This is a genomic window from Candidatus Thiothrix putei, assembly GCA_029972225.1.
GTDB lineage: Bacteria > Pseudomonadota > Gammaproteobacteria > Thiotrichales > Thiotrichaceae > Thiothrix > Thiothrix putei.
This window is the reverse complement of sequence record CP124756.1, coordinates 2,144,560-2,170,889: the sequence shown is the minus strand read 5'-3', so window position 1 is coordinate 2,170,889 and position 26,330 is coordinate 2,144,560. Positions and strand designations below refer to the sequence as shown.

General features: G+C 51.7%; 24 protein-coding genes. 9 read left to right on the top strand and 15 right to left on the bottom strand.

The window, feature by feature from the left end:
- Positions 1 to 84 precede the first annotated feature (84 nt).
- On the bottom strand, positions 85 to 1,767 hold the full coding sequence (locus QJT81_11075; GenBank protein ID WGZ92424.1) for a hypothetical protein: 1,683 nt from the start codon (positions 1,765 to 1,767) through the stop codon (positions 85 to 87).
- A gap of 185 nt (positions 1,768 to 1,952) precedes the next feature.
- Here QJT81_11075 and tgt point away from each other — a divergent pair, with 185 nt between their 5' ends.
- On the top strand, positions 1,953 to 3,056 hold the full coding sequence (tgt, locus tag QJT81_11070) for a tRNA guanosine(34) transglycosylase Tgt (GenBank protein WGZ96473.1): 1,104 nt from the start codon (positions 1,953 to 1,955) through the stop codon (positions 3,054 to 3,056).
- Here tgt and QJT81_11065 read toward each other — a convergent pair.
- From QJT81_11065 to QJT81_11030, 8 genes are all read right to left on the bottom strand, one after another.
- The gene (locus QJT81_11065; GenBank protein ID WGZ92423.1) at positions 3,053 to 3,913 is read right to left on the bottom strand and encodes a D-hexose-6-phosphate mutarotase; all 861 of its coding nucleotides are present in this window, start codon (positions 3,911 to 3,913) and stop codon (positions 3,053 to 3,055) included. The genes tgt and QJT81_11065 overlap by 4 nt on opposite strands.
- A gap of 50 nt (positions 3,914 to 3,963) precedes the next feature.
- A complete protein-coding gene (gene cydC, locus QJT81_11060; GenBank protein ID WGZ96472.1) occupies positions 3,964 to 5,373 on the bottom strand; it encodes a thiol reductant ABC exporter subunit CydC in 1,410 nt (469 codons plus the stop codon).
- Positions 5,264 to 5,614, bottom strand: a complete 351-nt coding sequence (locus QJT81_11055) for a hypothetical protein (GenBank protein ID WGZ92422.1) — start codon at positions 5,612 to 5,614, stop codon at positions 5,264 to 5,266. Before QJT81_11055 ends, cydC begins: the two co-directional genes overlap by 110 nt.
- A complete protein-coding gene (gene cydD / locus QJT81_11050; GenBank protein ID WGZ92421.1) occupies positions 5,611 to 7,410 on the bottom strand; it encodes a thiol reductant ABC exporter subunit CydD in 1,800 nt (599 codons plus the stop codon). The genes QJT81_11055 and cydD overlap by 4 nt, the downstream gene beginning before the upstream one ends.
- A 12-nt stretch (positions 7,411 to 7,422) precedes the next feature.
- The gene (locus QJT81_11045) at positions 7,423 to 8,013 is read right to left on the bottom strand and encodes a Uma2 family endonuclease (protein WGZ92420.1); all 591 of its coding nucleotides are present in this window, start codon (positions 8,011 to 8,013) and stop codon (positions 7,423 to 7,425) included.
- A gap of 107 nt (positions 8,014 to 8,120) precedes the next feature.
- Positions 8,121 to 8,231: a cytochrome bd-I oxidase subunit CydX gene (cydX, locus tag QJT81_11040; protein ID WGZ92419.1), complete on the bottom strand. Its 111-nt coding sequence runs from the start codon at positions 8,229 to 8,231 to the stop codon at positions 8,121 to 8,123.
- Positions 8,232 to 8,243: 12 nt separating this feature from the next.
- Positions 8,244 to 9,386, bottom strand: a complete 1,143-nt coding sequence (gene cydB, locus QJT81_11035; GenBank protein ID WGZ96471.1) for a cytochrome d ubiquinol oxidase subunit II — start codon at positions 9,384 to 9,386, stop codon at positions 8,244 to 8,246.
- A 13-nt stretch (positions 9,387 to 9,399) separates the two neighbouring features.
- Positions 9,400 to 11,001, bottom strand: a complete 1,602-nt coding sequence (locus QJT81_11030; GenBank protein WGZ92418.1) for a cytochrome ubiquinol oxidase subunit I — start codon at positions 10,999 to 11,001, stop codon at positions 9,400 to 9,402.
- 362 nt (positions 11,002 to 11,363) lie between these two features.
- Between QJT81_11030 and QJT81_11025 the strand changes: the two genes are divergently transcribed.
- The gene (locus QJT81_11025; GenBank protein WGZ92417.1) at positions 11,364 to 13,082 is read left to right on the top strand and encodes a proline--tRNA ligase; all 1,719 of its coding nucleotides are present in this window, start codon (positions 11,364 to 11,366) and stop codon (positions 13,080 to 13,082) included.
- A gap of 61 nt (positions 13,083 to 13,143) precedes the next feature.
- Here the strand turns inward: QJT81_11025 and QJT81_11020 are convergent, their stop codons facing one another.
- The 5 genes from QJT81_11020 to QJT81_11000 are packed head-to-tail and all read right to left on the bottom strand — an operon-like array spanning position 13,144 to position 17,965.
- Positions 13,144 to 13,782: an SH3 domain-containing protein gene (locus QJT81_11020; GenBank protein WGZ92416.1), complete on the bottom strand. Its 639-nt coding sequence runs from the start codon at positions 13,780 to 13,782 to the stop codon at positions 13,144 to 13,146.
- A gap of 16 nt (positions 13,783 to 13,798) precedes the next feature.
- Complete coding sequence (locus tag QJT81_11015) at positions 13,799 to 14,734, bottom strand: IS1595 family transposase (GenBank protein ID WGZ92415.1); 936 nt, start codon at positions 14,732 to 14,734, stop codon at positions 13,799 to 13,801.
- 40 nt (positions 14,735 to 14,774) lie between these two features.
- Positions 14,775 to 15,095, bottom strand: a complete 321-nt coding sequence (locus QJT81_11010; GenBank protein ID WGZ92414.1) for a hypothetical protein — start codon at positions 15,093 to 15,095, stop codon at positions 14,775 to 14,777.
- The gene (locus QJT81_11005; GenBank protein WGZ92413.1) at positions 15,092 to 15,514 is read right to left on the bottom strand and encodes a DUF3293 domain-containing protein; all 423 of its coding nucleotides are present in this window, start codon (positions 15,512 to 15,514) and stop codon (positions 15,092 to 15,094) included. Before QJT81_11005 ends, QJT81_11010 begins: the two co-directional genes overlap by 4 nt.
- A gap of 27 nt (positions 15,515 to 15,541) precedes the next feature.
- Complete coding sequence (locus tag QJT81_11000) at positions 15,542 to 17,965, bottom strand: sugar-binding protein (GenBank protein ID WGZ92412.1); 2,424 nt, start codon at positions 17,963 to 17,965, stop codon at positions 15,542 to 15,544.
- Between the two features lie 267 nt (positions 17,966 to 18,232).
- Between QJT81_11000 and murA the strand changes: the two genes are divergently transcribed.
- The 7 genes from murA (at position 18,233) to pyrE (ending at position 24,818) form a co-directional block, all read left to right on the top strand.
- Positions 18,233 to 19,492, top strand: a complete 1,260-nt coding sequence (murA, locus tag QJT81_10995; protein WGZ92411.1) for a UDP-N-acetylglucosamine 1-carboxyvinyltransferase — start codon at positions 18,233 to 18,235, stop codon at positions 19,490 to 19,492.
- A gap of 4 nt (positions 19,493 to 19,496) precedes the next feature.
- Positions 19,497 to 20,141 (top strand): ATP phosphoribosyltransferase, encoded by a 645-nt coding sequence (gene hisG, locus QJT81_10990; protein WGZ92410.1) that lies wholly within the window; start codon positions 19,497 to 19,499, stop codon positions 20,139 to 20,141.
- Positions 20,138 to 21,199 carry a 3-deoxy-7-phosphoheptulonate synthase AroG gene (gene aroG / locus QJT81_10985; protein WGZ92409.1) on the top strand — a complete coding sequence of 354 codons (1,062 nt, stop codon included), beginning with the start codon at positions 20,138 to 20,140 and terminating at the stop codon, positions 21,197 to 21,199. Before hisG ends, aroG begins: the two co-directional genes overlap by 4 nt.
- A 2-nt stretch (positions 21,200 to 21,201) precedes the next feature.
- Positions 21,202 to 22,503, top strand: coding sequence for a histidinol dehydrogenase (gene hisD, locus QJT81_10980; GenBank protein WGZ92408.1), 1,302 nt, complete (start codon positions 21,202 to 21,204; stop codon positions 22,501 to 22,503).
- Positions 22,504 to 22,705: 202 nt separating this feature from the next.
- A complete protein-coding gene (locus tag QJT81_10975; GenBank protein ID WGZ92407.1) occupies positions 22,706 to 23,194 on the top strand; it encodes a hypothetical protein in 489 nt (162 codons plus the stop codon).
- A gap of 117 nt (positions 23,195 to 23,311) precedes the next feature.
- Positions 23,312 to 24,166 carry an archaetidylserine decarboxylase gene (gene asd, locus QJT81_10970; GenBank protein ID WGZ92406.1) on the top strand — a complete coding sequence of 285 codons (855 nt, stop codon included), beginning with the start codon at positions 23,312 to 23,314 and terminating at the stop codon, positions 24,164 to 24,166.
- Positions 24,167 to 24,176: 10 nt separating this feature from the next.
- Entirely contained in the window at positions 24,177 to 24,818 is a 642-nt protein-coding gene (gene pyrE, locus QJT81_10965) for an orotate phosphoribosyltransferase (protein ID WGZ92405.1), read from the top strand.
- Here the strand turns inward: pyrE and QJT81_10960 are convergent.
- On the bottom strand, positions 24,815 to 26,323 hold the full coding sequence (locus QJT81_10960) for a cytochrome c peroxidase (protein ID WGZ92404.1): 1,509 nt from the start codon (positions 26,321 to 26,323) through the stop codon (positions 24,815 to 24,817). The genes pyrE and QJT81_10960 overlap by 4 nt on opposite strands.
- Positions 26,324 to 26,330: the final 7 nt, after the last annotated feature.

Genomic DNA, 26,330 nt, shown 5'->3' with positions numbered 1-26,330 from the left:
GAAGATACGCATCACCCCAAGACAAACCTACATAAATACCGATTATCGAGTATGACTAGGGGATGAACTGCAAGCGCTAACGCCTCAAAGCGATTGCCACAACAAGGTGAAATCGTCTTCGTCTTCTTCAATCGCTTTCTCTGCAAGTGTCGTAAAACGAAAATAAGCAAACGCCCCTAAACACTCATCCAACAAGACTAGCCGTACCCGCTCTTCACGTTCAGCGAACTCCAAACGGATTTCATCACCTGCCTGAAAAATATAGGCTGGCAAAATCAATGCCGGATCAGGGCGTACACCTTCGATACTTGGTAACATCAAGCCTTCCATCGGCATTTTTTGTGCCACCGTGCGGTTAAGCACTTGCTGTACAGACACTTCCATCATCTTGGTCGACAATAACTCAACACCACAACATAAGCCTTTTCCAGCTACAAACTCCATCCATTTGATCACCCCGATCATCCACAACGAGGTGTCATCATTCAAATCACGCAAAGCGACAATCTCACCAACGCGGGCACCGGATGCCTCCTTACCCTCCCAGCGCAAACCGTAGCCCCCCACACTGGTATTCATGACATGCCAGGTCTGAATACGGGCGCCATCCTCTTCGGCTACCCGATGAATAACGGCCTTTCTCGCCTCACCCTCATCCTCATGCTCATCCTCATAATCACTCGCCATAAATACGTTGAACAGCATGTCTTCCGCCTCCGCATCTTCACTGGCTTCACTTTTATGTGCCTGACGAATAACGGATAAAACATCAGGTAGGCGCGTCACCATACCAATCTGTTCATTTTTCAGAAAACGGTTATAACTGCGGTTAAGCACTGCCGTTAAATGGTAAATGACACGCTTAGCGAGGTTGCGGCTCAACCCTTCCTGAAGGATCATCGCTGGCACACCTTTGGCTTCTAACTCACGAATATGCGTATCCATCTGCGCCACCAACGCACTCAAGTTCAACACTCTCACGGTAGGGGAATGAGGCAAATCACTTGCCAACATCATCACCGCTGGCTCGTCACTATTCAGAAGCGCAGCATGAACATAATCACCCATCTGTTGCCCGTTGGTGTCCCGCGTCAGCGTCACTAATGGCGAATGTTGCGCGAAATACTGCATCAAGCGCACCACCTCACCCTGCCGTAAACTGTAAGGCTTAACCAGTGCCAGCAAATTCATCTGGGTATACCGCGCTTCAATGGTCGGCGCGCCCACAGCAGCATCACGAAGTGGCAATTTTTCCACACCATTTTCCACCGCCAACAAGTAGAGGTGATGAATGTCATGCCACAAAGTTTCACGAGTACGCACGTATACCGAATAGGTCAGTACCAGCACTTTACCCATCAAATCCATTGCCCGATAAATAGCCAATTGCAGGGCTTTTTTATTGCCCTCTTTCTTGGTCATCATATCCAGCGCTGCCACTTGATACGCCCCTGCAAACTCCAGCATCAAGGACTGGGTAAGCTCGAAAATTTTCTGGCTTTTTGAGGGGAGCGGAAAAGCACGTGCTTCCAAATGACGTTGCAATGCCTCCAACGACACGTCCAGCGCTGGGCGCAACATTTCACTGATTTGCAAACGCGCCATCGCTGGCAATGCCCGCCGGTTTAAATCCACTAAACCGTGGAAGATACGCCGTGTCGTTTCGCCGGGATCAGTTAATGGCAGGGCTTTGATCCAGTCGCGGGCTTTGCTGCTGGACAAAGGAATAAAACGATGGTTGGAAATCTGTGCTTCATCTGTAGCCATGTTCACGGTATCCGTTATATTTTTTATGTATTTGCCCAGTGTAGCAGTATTAAAGATAACAGACGAACATGAGACGATAATCGCGCAGAACAGGCGAAGCTCAGAGGGGTTTCTTCTCTCTGCCCAAGCAGGTAAACTCCTTGCCCTTCGGATTTGCCCCACCAAGAGGAAACCCCATGTCTCACATGCAGTTCGACCTGCTCGCCACTGACGGCAATGCCCGCCGTGGTCGCCTTACCTTCCCGCGTGGCACGGTAGAAACACCAGCTTTCATGCCCGTTGGCACGTATGGCACGGTCAAAGCCATGACCCCCGAAGAACTGCAAGGCATGGGTGCTGAAATCATCCTCGGCAATACTTTTCATTTAATGCTGCGCCCCGGAACGGACATTGTGAAACTGCATGGCGACTTACACGGCTTTATGCACTGGGAAAAACCCATTCTCACCGATTCTGGCGGCTTCCAAGTGTTTTCACTGGCTGAAATGCGCAAGATTTCCGAAGAAGGCGTGCGCTTCCAATCCCCGGTGAACGGCAGCAAAGTGCTGATGACCCCCGAATCCTCGATGCAAGTGCAACGCGACCTCGGTTCAGACATCGTGATGATTTTCGACGAATGTACTCCCTTCCCCGCGACACCCGACGAAGCACGCCATTCGATGGAACTCTCGCTACGCTGGGCCAAACGCAGCAAAGACGCGCATGAGGGCAACCTTTCCGCCCTATTCGGCATTGTGCAAGGCGGGATGTACGAGGAATTGCGCAAAGTCTCCGCGCACGGCTTGCTAGACATCGGCTTTGACGGCTACGCCATTGGTGGTCTCTCCGTTGGCGAACCCAAAGACGAACGCGACAAGGTGCTGGAATGCACCCTGCCCGAATTACCGACTGACCGCCCGCGCTACCTGATGGGCGTTGGCAAACCGGAAGACATTGTGGAAGCAGTGAAACGCGGCGTGGACATGTTCGATTGCGTCATCCCCACCCGCAATGCGCGTAACGGTTTCCTGTTCACTCGTTACGGCACACTGAAAATCCGCAATAGCCAGTACCAGCATGACACACGCCCAATTGATGAACAGTGCGGCTGCTATACCTGCCAACACTATTCACGTGCCTATTTGCGGCATTTGGATAAGTGCGGAGAAATCCTCAGCGCCCGCCTCAATACCATCCACAACCTGTATTACTACCAGGAACTGATGCGGGGAATTCGTGCCGCAATCAGCGAAGGTCGATTTGAGGCATTTGTCAGTGAGTTCTACGCACTCAGGCAAAAGAACGATTAGAGAGCGTACTCCGCCAGCAAACGGAACTCGCTGCCTGCCGCCACTTCCACCACATCATCTGCCGCGTTCGTCGTTTCCACGCACACAAAGCGAGTGTAATCATCGTCCTGCAAATCTGCCATGCCCGCCGCGATTTTCGCCCACGGATTCCACACCACCGCCGTGTTATTGCCGCTGGAAGTAATGCGGATCGTGCGGTTCAACGCGCCATCGACAATCGCCAGTTCTGCCGGAACGCCGAGGTAAACGCGGTCAACTTCGCTGTTGATGCTGATTGCACCGTCTTGCTGCTTGGTAGCACCGTTGCCGTCTGCCGCTTTGTCGAGGTATTGCGTACCTTCCAACCCGGTCACGGTCGCTTGCGCAATATCACCCACCGCAAAATAGGTGTGCATCGCTTGGGTAATGGTGAATGCTGCATCGCCGGTATTGCGTGTCACCAATGCCAGTTGCAAGGTTTTGCCGACGGTAATTTCCATCGCCAAACGGAACGCATGAGGCCAAATTGCCAAGGTTTCGGGGGAGGATTCCACGCCCAAAATCACGGTGGTTGAGCCATCCGCATTTTCGCGGGTTTCCCACTCGCTCCACATGCGGTTGCGCATAAAACCGTGAGCGGGGCGGCCTTTGCCTTCGGGGTCTGCGCCAAACCAAGGCCAGCAAATCGGTACGCCGCCTTTGATCGCTTTGCCTTCGGCGTAATAGGCTTTGTCGCTAACGAACAGCAGATCTGCCGCGCCTTTGGGGGTAAAGGACAAGACTTGCCCTGCGTAAACCGAAATCACGGCATCGGCATGGTCGTTGCTAACGTTGATCATCGGCAAGCCACCGTTGCCTGCTACACGAGTGATTGTCATGGTGCATTCCTGTTTTCTGGTTAAAAATCGCCGCCATCATACCGCATCCTTCAAGACAGATGCAGCACCTGATCCATCGCTTCCAAGCCGTGCGCCCGGTGCGTAATCAGCAACAGGCTTTGCCCGTTACGCGCCACATGCGCGAGGATATTGACCATCACCTGTGTCGCGGTTTCCGGGTCTAAGCCTTCGGTAGGTTCATCGAGAATCAACAACCGTACAGGTTTCAGCAAAGCTCGTGCAATCGCCACGCGCTTGGCTTGCCCGCCGGACAAACGCACGCCCGTTTCCCCCACCCACGTTGCATAACCTTCCGGCTGTTGCGTAATGAAGTCGTGGATCAGCGCAGTGCGGCACACCGCTTCCAGCTCCGCATCCGTCGCATCGCGTTTTGCCAACAACAGGTTTTCGCGCAAGGTAGTGTTGAACAAATGTGTTTGCTGCGGCACAACCGCGATGTGTTGGCGCAAGGCTTCGCCGCTGTAGTGGGCGATAGCTTGCCCACCTAACAGCAATTCACCGCTGCTCGGTTCGCGGAAACGTAGCAGCAAACTGGTCAGGGTGCTTTTGCCCGCACCGGTTACGCCGACAATGGCGAGCTTGTGACCTTGCGGAAAATCCAGCGTCAAACCATCCAATACGGCCTCACCCTGCGGCTGATAACGGAAACTCACTTCCCGCAACGCAAAATCCAGACGTTCAGGCACAGCTTGCGGATGCGCTGGTTCTGTCACCGCCGCAACTTGATCCGCAAGACTGAAAATACGTCGCGCCGCTGCCAAGGTTTCGCCCAAGGACTGGAACGCCAGCGGCAAAGGTAACACCGCTTCAAAACTTGCCAGCGCGAACAATGCCAACATCGCCAATTCCGGCGGGGCTATCGTGTGATCACGCACCAACGGAATTGCCAGCACCAACATGCCCCACATCGCCAAATTCGCGCACAGCCCCAACGCGCCTTGCGCCACGCCATTCAAACGGCTCAGGGTTTGCTGTTGCGCCGCCAAGGTTTGCGACAACTGTTGAACGTGCGCGGCATGGTCATCCGCCGCACCATACACCAGCAACTCGCCCATGCCCTGCAAATCATTCACCAAAGCCGAGCGCAATTGCGCAGCCGTTTCTACCGATTGTTGCCCCGGCTCATGCCCCAAACGGTTCATCAGCCAGGGAATCAGCACCCCCGCCACCAGCAGCAAGCTCAACTCCAGCAGTGCCAGCAACGGGTGATAAAACAGCAACACCACCACGAACACGAACGTCGCCACCGTTGCCACCACCACGGGCACTAGCAGACGCAAGTACACATTATTCAGCGTATCAATGTCGGCACGGATGCGGCTCAACACATCACCGCTGCGATATTGCTCCAACACCGCCGGAGCCAGCGGCTCGATGCGCTCGTAAAACCACACCCGCAATTCCGCCAACATCCGAAACGTAGCTTCGTGCGTGACCAGCCGTTCGCCGTAACGCCCCGCCGTGCGCACAATCGCTGCCAGCCGAATCAATGCCGCAGGGGGTGAAATAATTCATCGACACACCCGCGACACCCGCCATTGCCATCGCCGTAATGAACCAGCCCGACACCGCCATCAACCCCACATTCGCCAGCAAGGTGATGAATGACAAGCCCATGCCCAATGCCGCCCAGTTCCAATACGGCTTGAACAGGCGCAACAAACGCAGTAAATCGTTCATGCTTCACCCCCGTAAGCCGCTTGCATCTGCCGGTAGAGCGGGGAACTGACCAGCAATTCGGCGTGCGTCCCAATCGCGCTCACCGTACCCTGATCCAGCACCACAATCCGGTCGGCGGTTTGTACGGTGCGTAAACGGTGCGCAATCATCACCAGCGTGCGCCCTTGCGCCAAACGTTCGACCCCGGCTTGCACCAAAGTTTCGCTGGCACGGTCAAGGTTGGCGGTGGCTTCGTCGAGAATTACCAGCGGCGCATCCTTGAGGAATGCCCGTGCCAGTGCGATGCGTTGCACTTGTCCGCCGGAAAGCCCTTGCCCCGCTTCGCCAATCAGCGTGTCATAACCTTGCGGCAATTTGACGATGAATTCGGCGGCATAGGCTTGTTCGGCAGCGGCTTGCACTTGTGTCAGCGTTGCAGTGGGATTGCCGAGGCGGATATTGTCGGCAACCGTGCCGGGGAACAGTTGCGGTTTTTGCGGCAGCCATGCTAGGTGTTTGCGCCAGATTTCCGGGGCAATGGCGGTTAACGGCGTATCGCCGATGAGGATTTGCCCACTTTGGGGTTGTAGGAAACCCATTAGCAGGTTGATTAGCGTGGTTTTGCCAGCACCGCTTGCGCCGACGATGGCTAGGGTTTCGTTGGGGTGGATGTCCAGCGAGAGGTTGCTTAGGGCGGTTCTAGCGTCGGGGTAGATGAAGGAAAGGTTTTGAAGAGAAATCCCCCCTAGCCCCCCTTTTTCAAAGGGGGGAATCAGGAAAGTAGCACATCCAGCCTCCCCCTTTGAAAAAGGGGGATTGAGGGGGATTTTCTCTTCTAGCATTCCCACCATCTTCTCCGCCGCCCCTATCGCCGCCATTCGCGCATGATACTGCGTCCCCATATTGCGCAGCGGCAGGTAGAATTCGGGCGCAAGCAGCAGCACAAAAAAGCCGTACAGAAAATCCATTTCCCCCCAAAACAGGCGGAAGCCGATCAACACCGCAATAATCGCAATGCTGACTGCGGCGAAAAATTCCAGCGCGAACGAGGACAGAAACGCGACCCGCAATACCGACATCGTGCTTTGGCGGTATTCGTCGGAAACTTGTGCCACCACTTGCGCTTCGCGGCGGCTGGCATTGAACAGTTTCAGGGTGGTTAAGCCTTGAATCACGTCGAGGAAATGCGCACTCATCCGCGCCAATTGTTGCCATTGCTGCTGGTTACGCTTTTCCGTGCCTTTGCCTATCAGAATCATGAACACCGGAATCAGCGGGGCTGTCACCAGCATCACCACTGCCGACAACCAGTCATTGGCAAACACAAACACCAATATCGCCAGCGGCACGAGTGCCATCAGTGACATCGCGGGAATGTAGCGGGCGTAATAGGCTTCGAGTGCCTCCACCCCATCGCTGAGGGTATTGAGTAAATCGCCGCTGCGCTCACCCGTCAACCACGCGGAGCCGAGTTGCTGCACTTTTTGGTAAAGTTGGGCGCGGATGGCAAGCTTGACCTGCACCGCAGCATGAAACGCGGCTTGTTCGGATGCCCACGCCAAGCCTGCCCGCAGGAGAAATAATGCCAGCAAACCCCACAGACTGGGCATGACATCCGCTAAAGCTGCTTCGGCAAATACTACGGCATTGACGACATTTGCCAGCAACCACGCCTGCGCAATCAGCAGCAAACCGGAAGTCAAACCAATCGCAACAGCGGCTTTCAGCCAGAAACCAGAATGGGTTTTCCAGCCTTTGAGCGCGGTGAGGATTTCAGGGGCTGGTTTATGAGGCTTGGGTTGAGATTGTGTGGTCATTATTGATAGCCGCTATCCTAAATCTGTCCGCCATTTCACCATATCCCCGTTTTCCACCCGCTCATATAAATCAGCCACCGACACAGTAACACCGATAGACTCCAGCACCAATTCCTGTCCCAGATAATAATAAGAGGGTTGCCAATTATCGATACGCCGATAAACCGTTACTTCTGCAATATCCTGTTCAATCAAAACATATTCCAATAAACTGGGTAACGCCAGATATTCAGCACGTTTTTCAGTTTTATCTTTACGCCGTGTACTTTCAGAAATCACCTCGACAATCAATAACGGCGCTTCCCGCACATAATCATCATCAGAGGGATCATCATTACACACCACCATCAAATCGGGATAACGAAAACGCTCTGTTTTGGTTTTCACCAACATATCACTGGTCAGCGGGAAACACGGCTTGCCCCGCAACTGTACCCACAACAATGCTGAAAAATTATTGGTAATTAGATTATGCCGCAGGCTCGCGCCCGCCATCGCATACGCTATTCCCTCGACATATTCATACTTTTGTTCACTGACACGCTCACCACGGAGGTAATCCTCAACACTGAGATAATCCAATTGAAACGCTAATGGCGGCACGGTTAGCACTCCTGACTCGATGAATACCGAGATATTAGCACATCAACCCCTATCCCATAAAAAAGGAGTGCCGCAGCACTCCCCTTTTCTCAGACGTGCTTCACGCCTTACTTTTCATCATCCGTATCCAAGCCGCCATGAAACTCCAGCCACATCACGTTAATGATACCGAAGGAACACGCCAGCAATACGCCGAGTAACCAAGCAAAATACCACATGCTAAAATCTCCTTAATAAACGGCGTGATCATTTTCACGGATGAATTTAACGGTAATCTTGCCCCACATCTGTTTGTAGCACCAAATGGTGTAGAACAGAATCAATGGCACAAAAATCATCGCCGCCCAGAACATAATCGCCAACGTCAAATGGCTGGAAGCCGAATCCCAAATCGTCAAACTGTGGTTCGGGTTCAAGCTGGAAGGCATCACAAACGGGAACAAGGAAACACCCGCCGTCATGATCACCCCAATCAAGCACAAAGAGCTATGGACGAAACTCAATACCGGGCGACCTTTACCACTTGCCAGCATCAATACCCCGAATGCCCCAACGAAACCCGCCAACGGCGCAGCAATTGCCAACGGATACGTGCTGTAATTCGCCAACCATGCGCCCGCCATCGGCACAACGGTTTTCGCTACCGGATTCGGCAGTGAATCATGGGGCGGCTCTTGCACAATCGCATAACCATCAATCCCTGCCCACAACCAAATGCCCGCCAGCCCGAAGGTGATAATCACCCCAGCCGCTGTCCATCGCGCCGCCTTACGTGAACGCTCATACACCACATCATCAGTACGCAGCATTAAATACGTCGCACCCTGCATGGTAAACATCAGCAAACTCACCAAGCCCACCAACACCGCAAATGGGTGGAACAACTTAAAGAACGAGCCGTAAGTCGTAATTCGCAAAAACTCGTCAAACGCAAACGGCACACCCAGCAACAAATTGCCAAACGCCACGCCGATGACCAATGGCGGCACAACACCCGCGATCACCAACCCCCAATCCCACGTATTCCGCCAGCGCGTATCCGCAATTTTAGAACGGTAATCAAAGCCCACCGGACGGAAAAACAGCGAAAACAAGGTCAATACCAACGCCCAATAAAACGTCGAAAACGACGCACCAAAGGTAATCGGCCAAGCCGCAAAAATCGCCCCCGCCGCCAGAATCAACCACACCTGATTGCCATCCCAATGCGGCGCAATCGCATTGATTGCCACACGGCGCTCCTCGTCATTTCTGCCGACATAGCGCAACAACGCACCCACGCCCATATCGAAGCCATCGGTCAAGGCAAAGCCAATAAACAGCACGCCGACCAATACCCACCAGATCAACTTAAACGTTTCGTAATCAAAAATCATGGTTTGCTCCTTAGACCTGATCGTTCATTTTATCAGCGTAAACCGCACCCGCGTGACCGCCACCGTGCTTCTCAAAGTAGTAGCGCCCGGTGTGCAGGCTGCTGGGGCCTTGTTTGGCAAACTTGATCATTAAGTACATTTCCGCCACTAGCAAAATGGTGTAGAAGAATACAAAGCCAGCAATTGACCCAATCAAATCCCACTCCGTCAGCGTTGAAGTACCCAAGAACGTTGGCAACACCTCCCCAATCGCCCAAGGTTGACGCCCGTATTCCGCCACAAACCAACCGGATTCAATCGCAATCCAGGGCAACGGCAAGCTGAAGAACGCCAAACGCATCAACCAACGCTTTTCAAACGCGGTCTTTTTCGCGGTGTAATAGAATGACAGCGCAAACACCATCAACATAAAGAAGCCCGAAGCCACCATAATGCGGAATGTCCAGAACAACGGTGCAACGTGTGGCACAGTGTCTTTCGCCGCCATTTGGATTTGCGCCTCGGTCGCATCCACCACATTCGGGGTGTAACGCTTCAATAGCAAACCGTAACCTAGGTCAACCCGCAACCGCTCAAAACTTTCCTTATCCACATCACTCGCAGTGCCTGCCCGCATTTTCAGGAACAGGTCGTAAGCCAAAATCCCGTTACGGATGCGCTGGGTATTTTCCTCGACCAAATCATTGATACCCTTCACCTCTTCCGTCAGCGAGCGGGTGGCAATCAGACCGAGTGCGTAAGGGATTTTCACCTCAAAACTGTTCTCGCCCTTTTCCTGATCCGGGAAAGCAATCAGGTTGAAACCCGCCGGTGCGGGGTGGGTTTCCCATTCCGCTTCAATCGCCGCGAGTTTCATTTTTTGCACGTCACCCGCTTCATAACCGCTTTCATCACCCAGCAAAATAACCGAGAGGATGGAAGCCATACCGAAACCCGCCGCCACCGCAAACGAACGTTTCGCAAACCCAAGATCACGCCCTTTGAGGATGTACCACGCACTGATCGACAACACGAACATTGCTCCCGTCACATAACCTGCTGCAACCGTGTGAATAAACTTCACTTGCGCAACCGGATTTAGCAAGACAGCGGCGAAATCCACCATTTCCATGCGCATGGTTTCATGGCTAAAGATTGCACCCACCGGATTTTGCATCCAGCCATTCGCAATCAAAATCCACAGCGCAGAAAGATTCGTGCCAATCGCCATCAACCAAGTGACAGATAAATGTTGCACTTTGCTCAAGCGATCCCAACCAAAGAAGAACAAACCGACGAAGGTCGATTCGAGGAAGAAGGCCATTAAACCTTCAATGGCCAGCGGTGCGCCGAACACGTCACCGACATAGTGTGAGTAATATGCCCAGTTCGTGCCGAACTGAAATTCCATTGTCAGGCCAGTAGTGACACCGAGCGCGAAGTTAATACCGAATAGTTTGCCCCAGAATTTCACCATGTCCTTGTAGATTTGCTTGCCGGTCATCACATAGACCGACTCCATGATCGCCAGCATGAAGGTCATGCCAAGCGTCAAGGGGACAAACAGGAAATGGTAAAGGGCAGTGACTGCAAATTGCAGCCGCGAGAGATCGACGACTTCATCGGTTACCATAAATAGCATTACCTCTAGCGCATTAAAAACTTCATCGCGAACAAAGCAAAAAAGATGCCAAATTATTTAATTATTAACAAACATATACTTAGCTTTGCAGATCAACAGATGCTCATAGCATCACACTCACTTCGCAGGTGAAATGCCACACCACTCTACCCGCTTGCCACCTCCTCAGACTCTTACCTGTTGTGGGCCGAATCTACTCTGAAGCGCAATGCAACAACATTGATTTCCATCAAATTTAGTGAGTAATTCTGACTTGATTCATCAACATATACGCCACGGCACTATAGGGGTTTCGCAAATCTGCCACGAAATCTATAATCACCCCTTTCACACACCGGATAGAAGACAACACCATGCGAGTTTCCCGATTCCCCCTCACCACCCTGCGCGAAACGCCCGCCGATGCCGAAGTCATCAGCCACCAATTAATGCTACGCGCTGGCATGATTCGCCGCCTCGCTTCCGGTCTGTATACGTGGATGCCGTATGGCTTGCGCGTATTGCGCAAAGTCGAAGCTATCGTGCGCGAAGAAATGAACAACGCGGGTGCGATAGAAGTGCTGATGCCCTCCATCCAACCCGCCGAACTCTGGCAAGAATCCGGTCGTTGGGAAAAGTACGGGGCAGAATTGCTGCGCATTCGTGACCGTCACAGCCGTGATTTTTGCTACGGCCCAACCCACGAAGAAATCATTACCGATTACGCCCGCAAAGAATTGAGCAGCTACAAGCAATTGCCGATCAATTTCTACCAGATTCAAACCAAATTCCGTGACGAAGTGCGCCCGCGTTTTGGCGTGATGCGCGCGCGTGAATTCTTGATGAAGGATGCGTATTCCTTCCACCTCACCCAAGAATCGCTGCAAGAAACCTATGACGCCATGTACGCGGCGTATTCGCGCATCTTCCAGCGGTTGGGCTTGGATTTCCGCCCGGTGCAAGCGGATACCGGCTCGATCGGGGGCAACGCTTCGCACGAATTCCATGTATTGGCTGATTCCGGTGAAGATGCGATTGCCTTCGCCAGTGGCAGCAACTACGCCGCGAATATCGAATTGGCAGAAGCGGTTTGCCTGATTGCCGAACGCGCCGCCCCGACGGAGACAATGCGTGAAGTCGATACGCCTAACGCTAAAACTATCGAGGAATTGGTGGAACAATTCGGCTTACCAATTGAAAAAACCATCAAAACCCTGATCGTGGCTGCTGCCGAAGATGCAGAATACGATTTTGTCGCACTGCTAGTACGCGGCGATCATACCTTGAACGAAATCAAAGCGGAAAAAATCCCCGGCGTTGCTGTGCCATTGCGCTTTGCCCGTGAAGATGAAATTCGTCCGCTAATTGGTGCAGGCCCCGGCTCCTTAGGCCCGGTCGGTTTAAAGATTCCGGTGGTTGCTGACCGCACAGTCGCAAATATGTCTGACTTCGGCGCAGGCGCGAATATCGACGGCAAACACTTCTTCGGCATCAACTGGGAACGCGATGTTGCTCTACCAAAAGTGGCCGATTTGCGCAATGTCATCGAAGGCGACCCCAGTCCCGACGGGTGCGGCACGCTCTCCATTGTGCGCGGTATTGAAGTCGGGCATATTTTCCAGTTAGGCAAAACCTATTCATCAAAACTCAACGCGACAGTGCTGGATGAAAGCGGACGTGCGCAAGTGATGACGATGGGTTGCTACGGCATCGGCGTTTCGCGTGTCGTCGCCTCCGCGATTGAGCAGAATAACGACGAATTCGGTATCCGCTGGCCTGCGGCGATTGCGCCATTCACGGTGGTCATTGCGCCCTTGAACATGCAGAAATCACCGGATGTTGCCGCGAAAGCAGAAGATCTGTATGCGCAATTGCAGGCAGTGGGTGTGGATGTGTTACTGGATGACCGTGCCTTGCGCCCCGGTGCGATGTTTGCTGACCACGAATTACTAGGCATTCCACACCGCGTCATTATTTCAGAACGTGGCCTGCAAGCCGGTGAATTGGAATACAAAGCTCGCAGCGGTGGTGATGCAGTGAAAATACCGGTTGCCGATATTTTAGCGTTTATACAAGGGAAACTGGCGGGCTGATATAGCCCGCCATGCATAGAACCCACTCAATAACCGCACCGCACCTTGCTTGCGACTGCGGTTATTTCAGTAACTTAATCGTTTCAAATGCATCCATCTCACCCATCACGTTGCCGCCGCCGTCGTATTGGGTTCCTGTACCTACAGTGACTTTCACCTTTTGATTCTGGAACTTGGTTGGCATTTCCGCCACCTCGTTCCAAGGTTCACATAGCGTTGCCGTACACAAGCCTGAATGTTGCTCGCCTTGCTTGTCTGTGATCACCAAATAGCAATTGTCGCCACATTCATAGGAGGTGATGAGTCCTTCCAAGGTTTTACTTGCCTTAGTGGTGTCAGATTCGTCAGCTTTATCACTATCAGCCACAGGCAGTTTTTCCAGAAAAGCATCAAAGGCGTAAGCACTCTTACCTTGCCATTCGATCTTTACCCACGTACCCGCACGCCCTCCAATCGAATCGGTTTTATCGGTGAACTCTAAGACCTTTACTTTACCGCCATAGGGAACATTGCCGAGCTTTTTACCAGTAACATCTGCGCTTTTGCGTACCGTCAAGTTAGGTTTAGCAATAGCTTGATACCAACCACCACTCACTTCATCGCTATCGTGTTCTGTTACGGACTCTTCAGCACTGGCAATAATCTCATTCAGTACCGCAAGGCGAGCCGTGTAAACTGCTTTTAAACAAGCAAGGCTCAATATGCGTTTCAGGGTCTTATCCCAACAGCAGCGAAAGCAAGGACTGTAAGGCAGCTTGCCCCCGTTTCCTGATGTTGTGAAGAGACTCGAAGAATGCAAGGTAACACGGTAGCTTTTCTTGTGAGATCCCCCGATGAGGTCGTAACCATGAGCGTAACAGTGACCAAAAACCTTCCATCGTATTGACGTGGACTTCATGGAAACCGTCACCATCTTCGTCACGGGCATATTCGCCTGCGCCATGGTTGACGGTTTTGTGGGCATAGCCCCATTCTTCCAATCGGCTGTAAATGTTGTACTCATCGGTGTAGACCAGCGTGCCTGCTGCCACCGTTTCCACAATCAACGGCTTGATCGTCGTCTGTTTCACATTCGCCAGCATACGGATCACGACCTCCCCGGAACGCTGGATCATGCCGAAAATGGGTGGTTTGTCCTTTTCCAGTGTCCCACGCCCCGGCGCACCTTTCAGGGCGCGGCGGCGACCTTCACGCCCAGCATCCGCGACGGCTTCGGGGTTTCCCTTGTGTCCAGCCTTGACATAAACCTCATCAAATTCAACATTCCCAAACAGGTTTACTGGCGTTTTTTTCTCGACACCACGCCGTAACTGTTCCGTCATCGCCTGAACATCATCCTTGTTCAACCCCAATTCGCGGGCGATTTGTTGGTTGGACAGGTTCAACGACATCAGGTACAGGCACAACACCCACACCTTCAGCGGCTGGTGGTGGCCTTCAAACACCGTGCCCGTCAGGTCATCAAAACGCTTTTGGCAATCCTTACACTGGTAACGCTGGCGTTCCTGCTGGGTGTCATCCTTGCCTCGACGGATAGTGTCCTGTGAACCGCAGTGCGGACAAATCACCCCATTAGGCCAACGCACGGAACGGACTTGCTCGAAACAGGCGGCATCACTGGTCAGGCTGGAAATACTGATGAGCGAGGTCATAAAGCCTCTCCTTGGCTATCGGAAATGACTAACTTTACCGCTATCCATCACGTTTGCAATGCCGGGGAAAACAAGACCCTGAAACGCATATTGAGCCACAAGCAATATCTTCGCAAACATCACGCTCATCCGTCAGCCATGCAACTTGTGCCGATTTCAAAGCAGCTTTATCGTCAGTGCTTTCCAACGCTTTTTTGAATGAAACCGCTAACAGATCATCCAAACTGGACAATTGCTTGGTATTACACACGGTTTTCTCTGACCATGTTTTGGCTTTGGCGCAATTGAAACTGGCTGCATGGCTGTGCAACGGTAATACCAATGCTGCCACTAATAGCAAACCTCGAATGCAGTGTTTCATCCGGCTAATACCACCAATTGCGGTACAGCAGTCTCCGCATCTGCCCATAAAATAGCGTTTTGTGCGTATTGCTCACCCAGTGATTTGGCATTTTCTAAATCCAAGCCCGGTACAAGAAAGCTTGCCTCACCTTGCCACTCACCCGCCGGGTCTAACCCAATGGCTGGAATAGTGGTGTACCCGTATTGTGCCAACTCCGCCGCTAATTGTTGTTGAGCACTGGCATTTTCAGCCTCACTCAACGGCCAACTGTGTGGGTTGCAAGCGGTAATAAAAGCGGCACAGTTATGCCCTCTTGTGCGCAGCAATGCGGCAAGCTCCGGTGAAGGGCTATCCGTTCTCAGCGTAAACGCCCCTTGTGGATCTTGCACTTGGTAATGTGCTGCATGGTAAGCCGCCAGCAGTTCTGATGTCATCATCGTGAATTCCCCGTGTTATTAATGCTGTTATTCGCCCAAAATCACCCCACCGAATAACGATGGATTTTGCCAAGACTCGTCTTGCTTGGCCTTCCAAGCCAACTTACCGTCACGATCACCACCGTCATCGTCGTCGTCAATGTGTACATCTATCCCTAAGCGCTGCCCCGAACGCGGGTTAACCTGTAAAGCCGACCAAGGCAAAGTTACATCCAACATATAACCATTACTGGAACGTATCATGCTATGAGTCAATGGCATACGGTCAATTTTAGGTGAGTTTTTGCCCAACACAACTGTGCCAGTTTTTAGGTCAAAAATGAAGTGGAAGTCGTTATATTGGTCATATTGTGGACGCATGGAAGCATCCGCATCCAGATAAAGTTCCACCGCATCATCTTCCCAAGGCAACGTAGAATCACTTATGCCCGGACGGTCATCTTCAACACCTATGCGCAGGTACAGGTTTTGCTGATCCCAACTGGCTTGCCACATGGCGGCTAAATCTGTCGTGCCATCTATTTTGCCATTCAACATATTACGCAGTTGATAGGCTGTCGCACCTTGCCAAACATCTGCCGGATTACGCACCCGCCGAATAAGGGCATTACCGCCTGCAACGTATTGCTCACTCGGTGCATTGCGCATGGTGACCAGCGTTGGTTGCACGGCTGCTTGCGGGGGCATAGCCTCTTCTGGAGGAATATTGCCCATAGGGAACGGTGGAGGTTCACCGTGGATTGGTTCGTATTGTGGTGCTGTGGCATCCAAAGGTTCCGATTGTGTTTTCAATGCCTCCAAGGTGCTGACGGGTTTCGCTTGGCGTACCAAAGTGTTACCCGAACAACCATTCCACCAACAAGGGTTAGCACGGGTAAATGCCATTAACGCACGGTGCTTTGGTGCTTGTGCATCCGCTTGGGTAATGTATTCCTTGGTGCCAAAGCTACCGTATTTGCGGTAAATACGCGGGGAGCTAAAGTGTACAAATAATTTGCCACCCGCCTGTTTCCAACCGGCTAACAGTTGTTGGTAAATGGAGGCCATTTGTGGGTGACGGTTAGCGGCGTAAAACAAGTTATTGGGGTGCTGACTATCGGATTTAGTGGTCATATCCACCAAATGTTGCCCACCCTCATAGGCAATTAAATCAACCCCGAAACTTTTTGCCATCTCCGCTTGCTTGCCAATAAGCTTGATTTCATTAGGCAGGGAATGTGGGTACTTCGGGTCGGTCATCACCCGGAAAATATCATTCACACTACGCGCCTGACGTAAGGCATTCGCATCACCAAACACATAGGGTGCAACAGCATACGCATCGGTAAAGCGGTAAGCACCGTTGTAGGACAGCACTGTTTTGGTCATTTGGGTGCTGCCCACCAGCCCTGACATCACCCGTACTACCCGTTTATTCCCACGAAACACTTGTTCCCAAATCCCAAACACATCCACCGAACGTTTGGAATAAAACTTATACGCAGCCTGATTCGGATCAGGGTCTAACCCCATTTGCATCCCTTGTTGCTTGGCGAAAGCGTGTTGGGTGAAAACACCGTTCCAGACTTCGTTGGAATATTCCACATACACCTTCAAAGTTGGGTCAAGGTTTGTCTGCACGTATTCAGCAAAACGCCGAATAAAGTCGTTGCTCGCTGCATGTGGCATGGAAAACCACGGATCAGCGTGCAAACGGTTGGCAAGTTCGACCATGACTTCCATGGGTGCGCCACGGATACCCTCTGCGCCCCCCCAGGTTTGCTGGTCGATGCTGGCACGGTCTTCCCACGCATACACCGGATTACGGGTAATACCGCTCATGTTCATAAAGCGAATCACGCGGAAATCCCGCATATAGGTCAGGTAATCGGGATTGAAAATGATCTTGCTGGAGTGCTGTTCAAATGCCAGGTAATCACCCCGGCACTGCCCTGCGCCAGCCACACGCTGAAACGGGTTACTCCCGCAAATTCCACCCGGTGGCAGGATGCGGATATTGCGTATCGGGTTGGCTGGATTCGTTGCCATAATGAACAACGTGGCATTCAACTCATTGTCCTTGCCCGGTTCAAGCGTAATGATGTCCCGCCCCTGCATGTTTTCCACCAAGACGGCATCATTGCGGTACTCTAACTTACCCTCACCATCGTATAAGACGGTGTAACGCCCACTGGGGATAGTGCCAGCAGGTAACTTACTCACAAAGCGTGTACCTGCTTGCCCCCCCGCAGAAATCTTTTTAGGCCAGCCGTAACGATCGTATTCGATATGACCTTTATTCAATTGATGAGCTTCACGAAACGGCAACGCCATTTTCATCAAATCAATGAAGGGTACGCTTGAATCGTCATCCATGATTTCATTCGTATTGGTTCCCAACGCAGAATGACTGTTGTAGAAGGCTGAGGCTGGTTTAACCGCCATTAACCCCAATAGCAGTAAGAAAGCCATAGCCCAGCGGCTCCCCCCCCAATGGAAAGCATTTATCATGATTTACTAAACCCCATATTATGATGAGCAGCCGTAAAAGCCCCGCCTTTTCGCTGCTTTATTGCCCAACGTCTTTTAATTGGAAAACAACTTTGCCGATTAAGTTCCCTACCTTGCCCCCAACGTAGCAGTTTGTAGGAAAGTTTGCAGGATGCGGTGAATCCCCCCGCAATTTTCGCTATTATTCCATCCTTTTGCTGACAAGCGACTGAACCGGATCTTAATACCATGCAAAAGCTGATTATCGAAGGTGGCGTAACACTGGATGGAGATGTCGACATCTCCGGTGCGAAGAATGCTGTCCTGCCCCTGCTCGCGGCGACCTTATTGGCAGAAACGCCGATGACTATCCGCAATGTGCCACGCTTAAAAGATGTGTCTACCTTGGCTGCGGTCATTGCAGGCATGGGCGTTACGGTAGAAACCGACGAACACCATAATATCCATACCAACACCGCTACCATTCAGCATTTTGTCGCGCCGTATGATTTAGTGCGTACCATGCGAGCATCCATTCTTGTGCTAGGGCCAATGGTGGCACGTTACGGTGAAGCCGAAGTATCTTTACCCGGTGGCTGTGCGATTGGTTCACGTCCGGTCAATATCCATTTGACAGGATTGGAAGCGATGGGTGCGAAGATCGTGGTCGAAGAGGGCTATATCCGTGCCACCGCCAAACGCCTCAAAGGTGCAAAAATCGTCATGGACATCGTGACAGTCACCGGTACAGAAAACTTGCTGATGGCAGCGGTATTAGCAGAAGGCACAACGGTATTGGAAAATGCAGCACGTGAACCGGAAGTGGTCGACCTTGCTAACTGCTTAATTGCCATGGGTGCGAAGATCAAAGGTGCGGGTACGGACAAAATCACCGTCGAGGGCGTAACCAGCCTCAAGGGCGTGGATTACAGCGTCCTGCCTGACCGTATCGAAACGGGTACTTTTTTAGCAGCCGCTGCGATTACCGGCGGGCGGGTCAGGACTTTAAAAGCCGCACCTGATACACTCGATGCTGTACTGCACAAATTTACCGAAGCAGGTGCATTAGTGACGACCGGGGCTGATTGGATCGAAGTCGATATGCGTGACCGCACGCTGAAAGCGGTGGATATTCGCACTGACCCCTACCCCGCTTTCCCGACCGATATGCAAGCGCAATTCATGGCGATGAATGCCGTTTCACGAGGCATTGGCGTGATTGTCGAAACCATATTTGAGAACCGCATGATGCACGTTGCCGAATTGATGCGTCTGGGAGCCAATATCCGCTTGGAAGGCAATACCGCGATTGTTGCGGGGATGCCTTATCTCAAAGGCGCACCCGTCATGGCAACCGATTTACGCGCTTCGGCCTCACTGGTGTTGGCTGGCTTGGCGGCGCAAGGCAAAACCATGGTAGATAGGATTTACCACACTGACCGTGGCTATGAACGCATTGAAGAAAAACTCTCCCGCTTGGGTGCGCGAATCCAGCGAGTAAATGGATAAGATTGTGAAAGATACCTTGACCATTGCGCTTTCCAAAGGGCGCATTTTCAAAGATACCGCCCCGCTATTAAAAGCCGCTGGTATCGAACCTTTGGACGACCCCGAAACCAGCCGCAAGCTGATCCTTGATACCAACCGTGATGACGTGAAACTGGTTATTATCCGTGCAACCGATGTGCCAACTTATGTGCAATACGGGGCGGCTGATTTGGGGGTGGCAGGCAAAGACGTGCTGATGGAACACGGCGGTCACGATCTGTATGAACTGGTTGACCTAAAAATTGCACGTTGCAAACTCATGGTTGCAGGCTTTCCAGACCGCCCGTTGCCGACGACAGGGCTGAAAGTTGCCACCAAATTTGTGAACTGCACCCGCCGCTATTTTGCGGAGCAAGGCCGCCAAGTCGACGTGATCAAACTGTACGGCTCTATGGAACTCGCCCCATTGGTTGGTTTGGCAGATTGCATTGTGGACGTGGTAGACACCGGTAACACCTTGCGTGCGAATGGGCTTGCGCCACTTGAACACATGGCAGACATCACCTCGCGTTTGATCGTCAATAAAGCATCCATGAAACTCAAACATGCCGCCATTCGTGAGCTGATTGCGCACATTCAAGCGGCAGTCGACCAAAGGAATCTCCCATGAAATACCAAACTGACGACCTGCGCATTATCGGAATGCACGAATTAACCCCGCCTGTGGAATTGCACCGTGAATACCCGTTGAGCGAAATGGCTACCGAAACCGTGTATGCAGCACGTCAAGAAGCCCACCGTATTTTGCATGGCGAGGATGACCGGTTGTTAGTCGTGGTAGGGCCTTGCTCCATTCACGATGTGGATGCAGCCATGGAATATGCAGCGCGTTTGCAGCACTTACGTCATACACTCAAAGACCAGTTGCACATTATCATGCGGGTCTATTTCGAGAAGCCACGCACCACCATTGGCTGGAAAGGTTTGATCAATGACCCGGATATGGATAACAGTTTCCACATCAACAAAGGCTTGCGCATGGCACGTAAGTTGTTGTTGGATCTGAACAATCAGGGGATGCCTGCTGCCACTGAATACCTCGACCTGATCAGCCCGCAATACGTAGCGGATTTGGTGAGCTGGGCGGCGATTGGCGCACGTACCACCGAAAGCCAGGCACACCGCGAACTGGCCTCTGGTGTGTCTTGCCCGATTGGTTTCAAGAATGGCACGTATGGCAACTTGAACATTGCGATTGATGCGATTGGTGCGTCTTCGCGTCCTCACCATTTCTTGTCTGTCACCAAGGATGGGCATACCGCGATTTTTGCGACCAAGGGTAATGAAGATTGCCACGTCATCCTGCGCGGCGGGCAAGAACCGAATTACGACGCAACGAGTGTTGCCGCAGCCGTAGCAGCGTTGGAAAAAGCCAAATTACCACCGTATCTGATGGTCGATTTCAGCCATGCCAATAGCTACAAAGATTACCGCCGCCAGCCAGAAGTGGCAGCAAGTGTCGCCGAACAACTTGCAGCAGGCAACAAAGCCATCACGGGTGTGATGATCGAAAGCCATCTGGTGGAAGGCAACCAGAAAGCGGATGGTAAAAAGCGCGAAGAGCTGGTCTACGGGCAAAGCATTACTGATGCTTGCATCAACTTTGATACCACCACTGTCGTGCTGCACCAATTGGCAGAGGCCATTGAAAAACGTAGGAGTATCTGAATATGCTCAACATTACCGAACTGAACACCACCGCCAGCGATTTCTGGGCAAAACTGCAAGACTTGCTGGCATGGGAAAGCGTCTCCGATGACGCGGTATTCAACACCGTCAACGGTATTCTCAAGGACGTGCGCAAGCGTGGCGATGCTGCGGTGGTGGAATACACCAACCGTTTCGACCGCATGAGTGTGGGCAGCATGGCGGAACTGGAAATCCCGCAGGCACGTTTGCAAGAAGCATTGACCAAGATCACGCCAGAACAACGCACGGCATTGGAATCAGCAGCTACCCGCCTCAAATCCTACGCACAGCGCCAACTGATGGAATCGTGGCACTACACCGAAGCCGACGGTACCTTGCTGGGGCAACAAGTCACGGCATTGGATCGGGTCGGTTTGTATGTCCCCGGTGGTAAGGCAGCATACCCCTCTTCCGTGCTAATGAATGCCGTGCCTGCCAAAGTAGCAGGCGTGCCAGAATTGATTATGGTTGTGCCAACACCGGATGGTGAAGTCAACGAATTGGTGCTGGCAGCCGCAGCAATTTCCAACGTTGACCGCGTGTTTGCTATCGGCGGTGCGCAAGCCGTTGCAGCACTCGCTTACGGCACGACCACTGTTCCGCAAGTTGATAAGGTCGTCGGCCCCGGCAATATCTATGTGGCAACCGCTAAACGCATGGTCTACGGCACTGTCGGTATCGACATGATTGCAGGCCCTTCCGAAATCCTCGTGGTTTGCGATGGCAAAACCAACCCTGACTGGATTGCGATGGATCTATTCTCCCAAGCTGAACACGACGAAGATGCGCAATCCATTCTGGTCTGCCCCGATGCTGCATTCATCGAACAAGTGAAAGCCAGCATCAACCGTCTGCTGGAAGAGATGCCACGCAAGGAAATCATTTCCACCTCGCTGCAAAATCGTGGCGTGCTGATCCATGTGCAAGATATGGATGAAGCGGTGAAAGTCGCCAACTACATTGCCCCAGAACACTTGGAGCTTTCCGTGGAAAATCCGCGTGAAATGGCAACACAAATCCGTCATGCCGGGGCGATTTTTATGGGACGTTATACGGCAGAAGCAGTGGGCGACTACTGCGCAGGGCCTAACCATGTATTGCCAACTTCACGTACTGCACGTTTCTCTAGCCCGCTAGGAGTTTATGACTTCCAGAAACGTTCATCGTTGATTGATTGCTCGGCAGAAGGTGCTTCAGCACTAGGCAAAATTGCATCAGTCTTGGCACGTGGTGAAGGTCTGATTGCCCATGCGCGGTCAGCGGAATATCGGATCAAAGGCTGAGGCCAACGCGCATTTACCGCTATTATTGAAACCTCTTAAAGCCCCCGCTTACCGGGGCTTTTTTATGCAAGACCCAACGTTTCCAATAATTGCAAAAAATTTGCAAGAAACGTGCAGAAACCTCTTTACATTAGAAAATGCTAATATTATAATTTCTTCATACTGAAGTTTTCCAAAATGTCAAATGCTAGGAGATAAAATTATGAAACTGCAAACTATCGCTTTCGCTGCTCTGATCGCTTTCGCTGGCGCTGCTTCTGCTGAATTCACTGATGGTTTTGACAATGGCACTGGCTACGGTCAAGGCGCTGGTCAAGGCACTGGTTCTACCAGTGGTCAAGGTACTGGTTACGGTACAGGTAATGGCGATGTAAACGGATGGGGTCGTGGTAAAGGCGACGCTGATGGCGAAGTTGATTTCGCAATCACTTTCAAAGGCAAAGGCCGTACCAACATGGATACTGACATGGCTGCTAACGGTAAAGGTAACGGTGACTGGTACGGTGCTGGTAACGGTTATGGCTACGGCAACGGTAATGGCAACGGCTACGGTTACAACAACTTCGCTGCTGAAGGCGCTAACAATGGCTTCGCTCCAGCAATGATGGTTCCACAAATGCCAACACCTGCTACTGCTCAAGCACCAGTAGCGGCTCCTGCTGTTGCTGCTCAAGCACCTGCTGTTAAGTAATACCAAGCGCAAGCATCACAGTTTGCTAAAAGGCATCCTTCGGGATGCCTTTTTTGGTTTATTCTCTCCCAATTTCCCGTATTATCCCGCTTTTAGTTCCTGACACGCGAATCTTGCATGAATCTACTCGATGCCTTGAAATCCTGGCCGCTGTATCTGTTGCCACATCACTTTATTTCCCGACTGGTCTTTCGACTGACGCGTATTCAATGCCCAACAGTCGTTCCCCCTGCTATCCGTTTATTCAGCAAGATATTCAAGGTAAATCTCGCGGAAGCCGTCAATTCCGACCCTGCCAGCTACTCAACTTTTAATGCCTTTTTCACTCGTCCACTGCAACCCGCATTACGCCCAATAGCAGAAGGCACGCAGGTATTGGTCAGCCCTGTTGATGGTCGCATTAGCCAAATGGGTAGAATTGAAGCAGGGCGAATTTTTCAGGCCAAAGGCCATGAATATTCTGCCTTGGAGTTACTGGGGGGAGATGAAGCCCGCTCTGCTCCGTTTCTGAACGGTCAGTTCATGACGATTTATCTCTCGCCGCGTGATTATCACCGTATCCATATGCCACTGAATGGCACATTGATCGAGCAAGTGTATGTACCAGGGCGATTGTTCAGCGTTGCGGGGCATACTGCCCGCACAATTCCACGTCTGTTTGCACGTAATGAACGGGTCGTGGCTATATTTGATACCGAATTCGGCAAACTAGCGATGATACTGGTAGGTGCTATCAATGTAGCCGCCATCGAAACCGTGTGGGATGGCTTGGTAACGCCACCACAAGGCTGGGGCGTCAAACGCCAAGTATTCCCTGATATTATCTTGAGTAAAGGCATGGAAATGGGGCGTTTCAACATGGGTTCAACCGTTATTCTACTGTTGGAACAGCCGCACATGGTTTGGGAGAAAACGCTGGGAGCCGATGTCGCCCTAAAACTGGGGCAAGCCTTAGCAGACTTAAAAGCATAGGATGAAAGCGATGAAAACATATCAACAAGATTTTCTGGATTTTGCTATTGGGCAAGGTGTGCTGCGATTCGGTGAATTTACCCTAAAGTCCGGTCGAGTCAGTCCTTACTTTTTCAATGCAGGCTTGTTCCAAACGGGTTCTGCCCTCTCTCGACTTGGTAAATTCTACGCGCAAGCCATTGTAGATTCTGGTCTGGCGTTCGATATGCTGTTTGGCCCTGCTTACAAAGGCATTCCCTTAGCAGCAGCGACAGCAATTGCGCTATATGAACATCATGGCAAAGACTACCCCTATGCCTTCAACCGCAAGGAAGCCAAAGATCATGGCGAAGGTGGCACCATTGTCGGCGCTCCCTTACAAGGTCGCGTACTAGTTATTGATGATGTCATGACAGCAGGAACGGCAATTCGTGAATCGGCTGACATCGTAGCTGCCCAAGGCGCAATCTTAGCAGGTGTAGCCATTTCGCTCGACCGCCAAGAGCGCGGCAAAGGTGCTCAGTCCGCTGTACAAGAGGTGGAAGCCTTATACGGCATCAATGTCATTAGCATCGTCGGTTTGAATGAGGTTATCAACCATGTCGGTAGTCATCTAAAAGACACGGCCCTACTGGAAAAAGTACAGGCATACCGCAACGAATTTGGCATCTAAAACCTCGCCCATAGGATTGATTCTGGTGAACCTGCAACAGGAGGAATCCAAGGTTGCAGGCAATCTGCATGTGTCACACACGGGTCAGTCAGGGTGTGCAGAAATGCGACTAAATACTGCACATCCTCTTCCTGGTACGCCTGCCCCGCCATATCAGTATTACTACCCAACATGTCACGCAGATTTGCGGCAAATTGCTCGGTTGGAATGTTTGGCTGCTTTAATTGCCCACTGTCATAGTTAAGCGCTGCCTGAAATGGGTTTAGCATGTGCCTGACAATGGCATCAAGGCTGGTATACGCGCCGTTATGTCCCCATGGCCCCGTCACTGCCACATTCAGTAAACTGGGTGTACGAAACCGAAATTTATCGTCTGGATTTTGCGTCACTAACCAACGTCCATAATCCTGCTGCACTTCAGTATCCCTATTGCCTTTACCCGGCCCTAGCGGCGGCATCAATACATTACGAAAGAGTTCATCTGTAAAGAAATCCCCCCGATGACAGCTTGCACACGCATACCCACCGGCCTCCCTCTCCCGAAAAAACAATAACGCGCCACGTTTTGCCGGTTCACTGATCGCCGCAAGTTCACCCTGTACATACTGTTTCCAGGCATGGTTAACAAACACTTGAGAACGTTGATATTCCGCCAAAGCTGCTGCAATATTTTGCTCGGTAATCAATTCCGCTGCTTGTGCCTGAGGTTGTTGGTAGACATTACGAAATGTGTTCAGCCAGTAATCTGTTTCCGTAGCGGGCAAACGCTCATCAAGTATTGCACCATACCCCCCCAAACGCTCGGCTAAACGTTCACGGCAAGATTGCGCAGTACCACCAACATCAAACGTTTTGCCACGCATTTCATGGTTCGATGTCACAGGAAATCGTGCTTGTGCATGAACCAAGTTGCTACCCGCTAAAGGGTCTAGCTGTAAATAAGCGACATCAGGGGTCATAATTCCTTTATCAAGTTGCGCGACCCGTCCATCATGAAACATGAACTGCCGCCACAAACCGATATTAAATGTAGTTGGCGCATTACGTGGCACACTAGGACTCAGGTTCCCCTGTAACAAACGTTTATGCCCCAACACATTAGGATCGACCGCATCCACCCCAATCGACAATGATAAGTTATCCCCTCCCCCTAACAATGGATGATGACAACTTGCACAGGCAACATCCCGATTGCCGGACAGTGACTTGCTAAAAAACAACTGCATCCCCAATTGTGCCAAAGGTGATTCGATGGTGGGCAATATTCGACCTTGCAGCGCATCACCTGAAAGCCCATGCTGCTGAATCAATCCTCTCAGTGTGGCATCTAATTCGGAGCGCAATACTTTTGCACTGCTATTATCCGGTTGATAGATATTGGACTCATCCTGACACCCTGCCAGCAATAACAATATACCGGCAAGCGCAATAAACTTTATACTTTGCCCGTGAATAGCTGTTGAATAATGAGAAGCCCTCAAGCAAAGTACGGCTGTTATTGGCAACCGGTCG

Excerpts from the sequence above, each read along its gene's own strand:
- QJT81_11075 (WGZ92424.1), bottom strand. The coding sequence starts at position 1,767 with ATGGCTACAGATGAAGCACAGATTTCCAACCATCGTTTTATTCCTTTG.
- tgt (WGZ96473.1), top strand. The coding sequence starts at position 1,953 with ATGCAGTTCGACCTGCTCGCCACTGACGGCAATGCCCGCCGTGGTCGC.
- QJT81_11065 (WGZ92423.1), bottom strand. The coding sequence starts at position 3,913 with ATGACAATCACTCGTGTAGCAGGCAACGGTGGCTTGCCGATGATCAAC.
- QJT81_11055 (WGZ92422.1), bottom strand. The coding sequence starts at position 5,614 with ATGAACGATTTACTGCGTTTGTTGCGCCTGTTCAAGCCGTATTGGAAC.
- cydD (WGZ92421.1), bottom strand. The coding sequence starts at position 7,410 with ATGACCACACAATCTCAACCCAAGCCTCATAAACCAGCCCCTGAAATC.
- cydX (WGZ92419.1), bottom strand. The coding sequence starts at position 8,231 with ATGTGGTATTTTGCTTGGTTACTCGGCGTATTGCTGGCGTGTTCCTTC.
- QJT81_11030 (WGZ92418.1), bottom strand. The coding sequence starts at position 11,001 with ATGGTAACCGATGAAGTCGTCGATCTCTCGCGGCTGCAATTTGCAGTC.
- QJT81_11025 (WGZ92417.1), top strand. The coding sequence starts at position 11,364 with ATGCGAGTTTCCCGATTCCCCCTCACCACCCTGCGCGAAACGCCCGCC.
- QJT81_11015 (WGZ92415.1), bottom strand. The coding sequence starts at position 14,734 with ATGACCTCGCTCATCAGTATTTCCAGCCTGACCAGTGATGCCGCCTGT.
- QJT81_11010 (WGZ92414.1), bottom strand. The coding sequence starts at position 15,095 with ATGAAACACTGCATTCGAGGTTTGCTATTAGTGGCAGCATTGGTATTA.
- QJT81_11005 (WGZ92413.1), bottom strand. The coding sequence starts at position 15,514 with ATGATGACATCAGAACTGCTGGCGGCTTACCATGCAGCACATTACCAA.
- QJT81_11000 (WGZ92412.1), bottom strand. The coding sequence starts at position 17,965 with ATGGCTTTCTTACTGCTATTGGGGTTAATGGCGGTTAAACCAGCCTCA.
- murA (WGZ92411.1), top strand. The coding sequence starts at position 18,233 with ATGCAAAAGCTGATTATCGAAGGTGGCGTAACACTGGATGGAGATGTC.
- aroG (WGZ92409.1), top strand. The coding sequence starts at position 20,138 with ATGAAATACCAAACTGACGACCTGCGCATTATCGGAATGCACGAATTA.
- hisD (WGZ92408.1), top strand. The coding sequence starts at position 21,202 with ATGCTCAACATTACCGAACTGAACACCACCGCCAGCGATTTCTGGGCA.
- QJT81_10975 (WGZ92407.1), top strand. The coding sequence starts at position 22,706 with ATGAAACTGCAAACTATCGCTTTCGCTGCTCTGATCGCTTTCGCTGGC.
- asd (WGZ92406.1), top strand. The coding sequence starts at position 23,312 with ATGAATCTACTCGATGCCTTGAAATCCTGGCCGCTGTATCTGTTGCCA.
- pyrE (WGZ92405.1), top strand. The coding sequence starts at position 24,177 with ATGAAAACATATCAACAAGATTTTCTGGATTTTGCTATTGGGCAAGGT.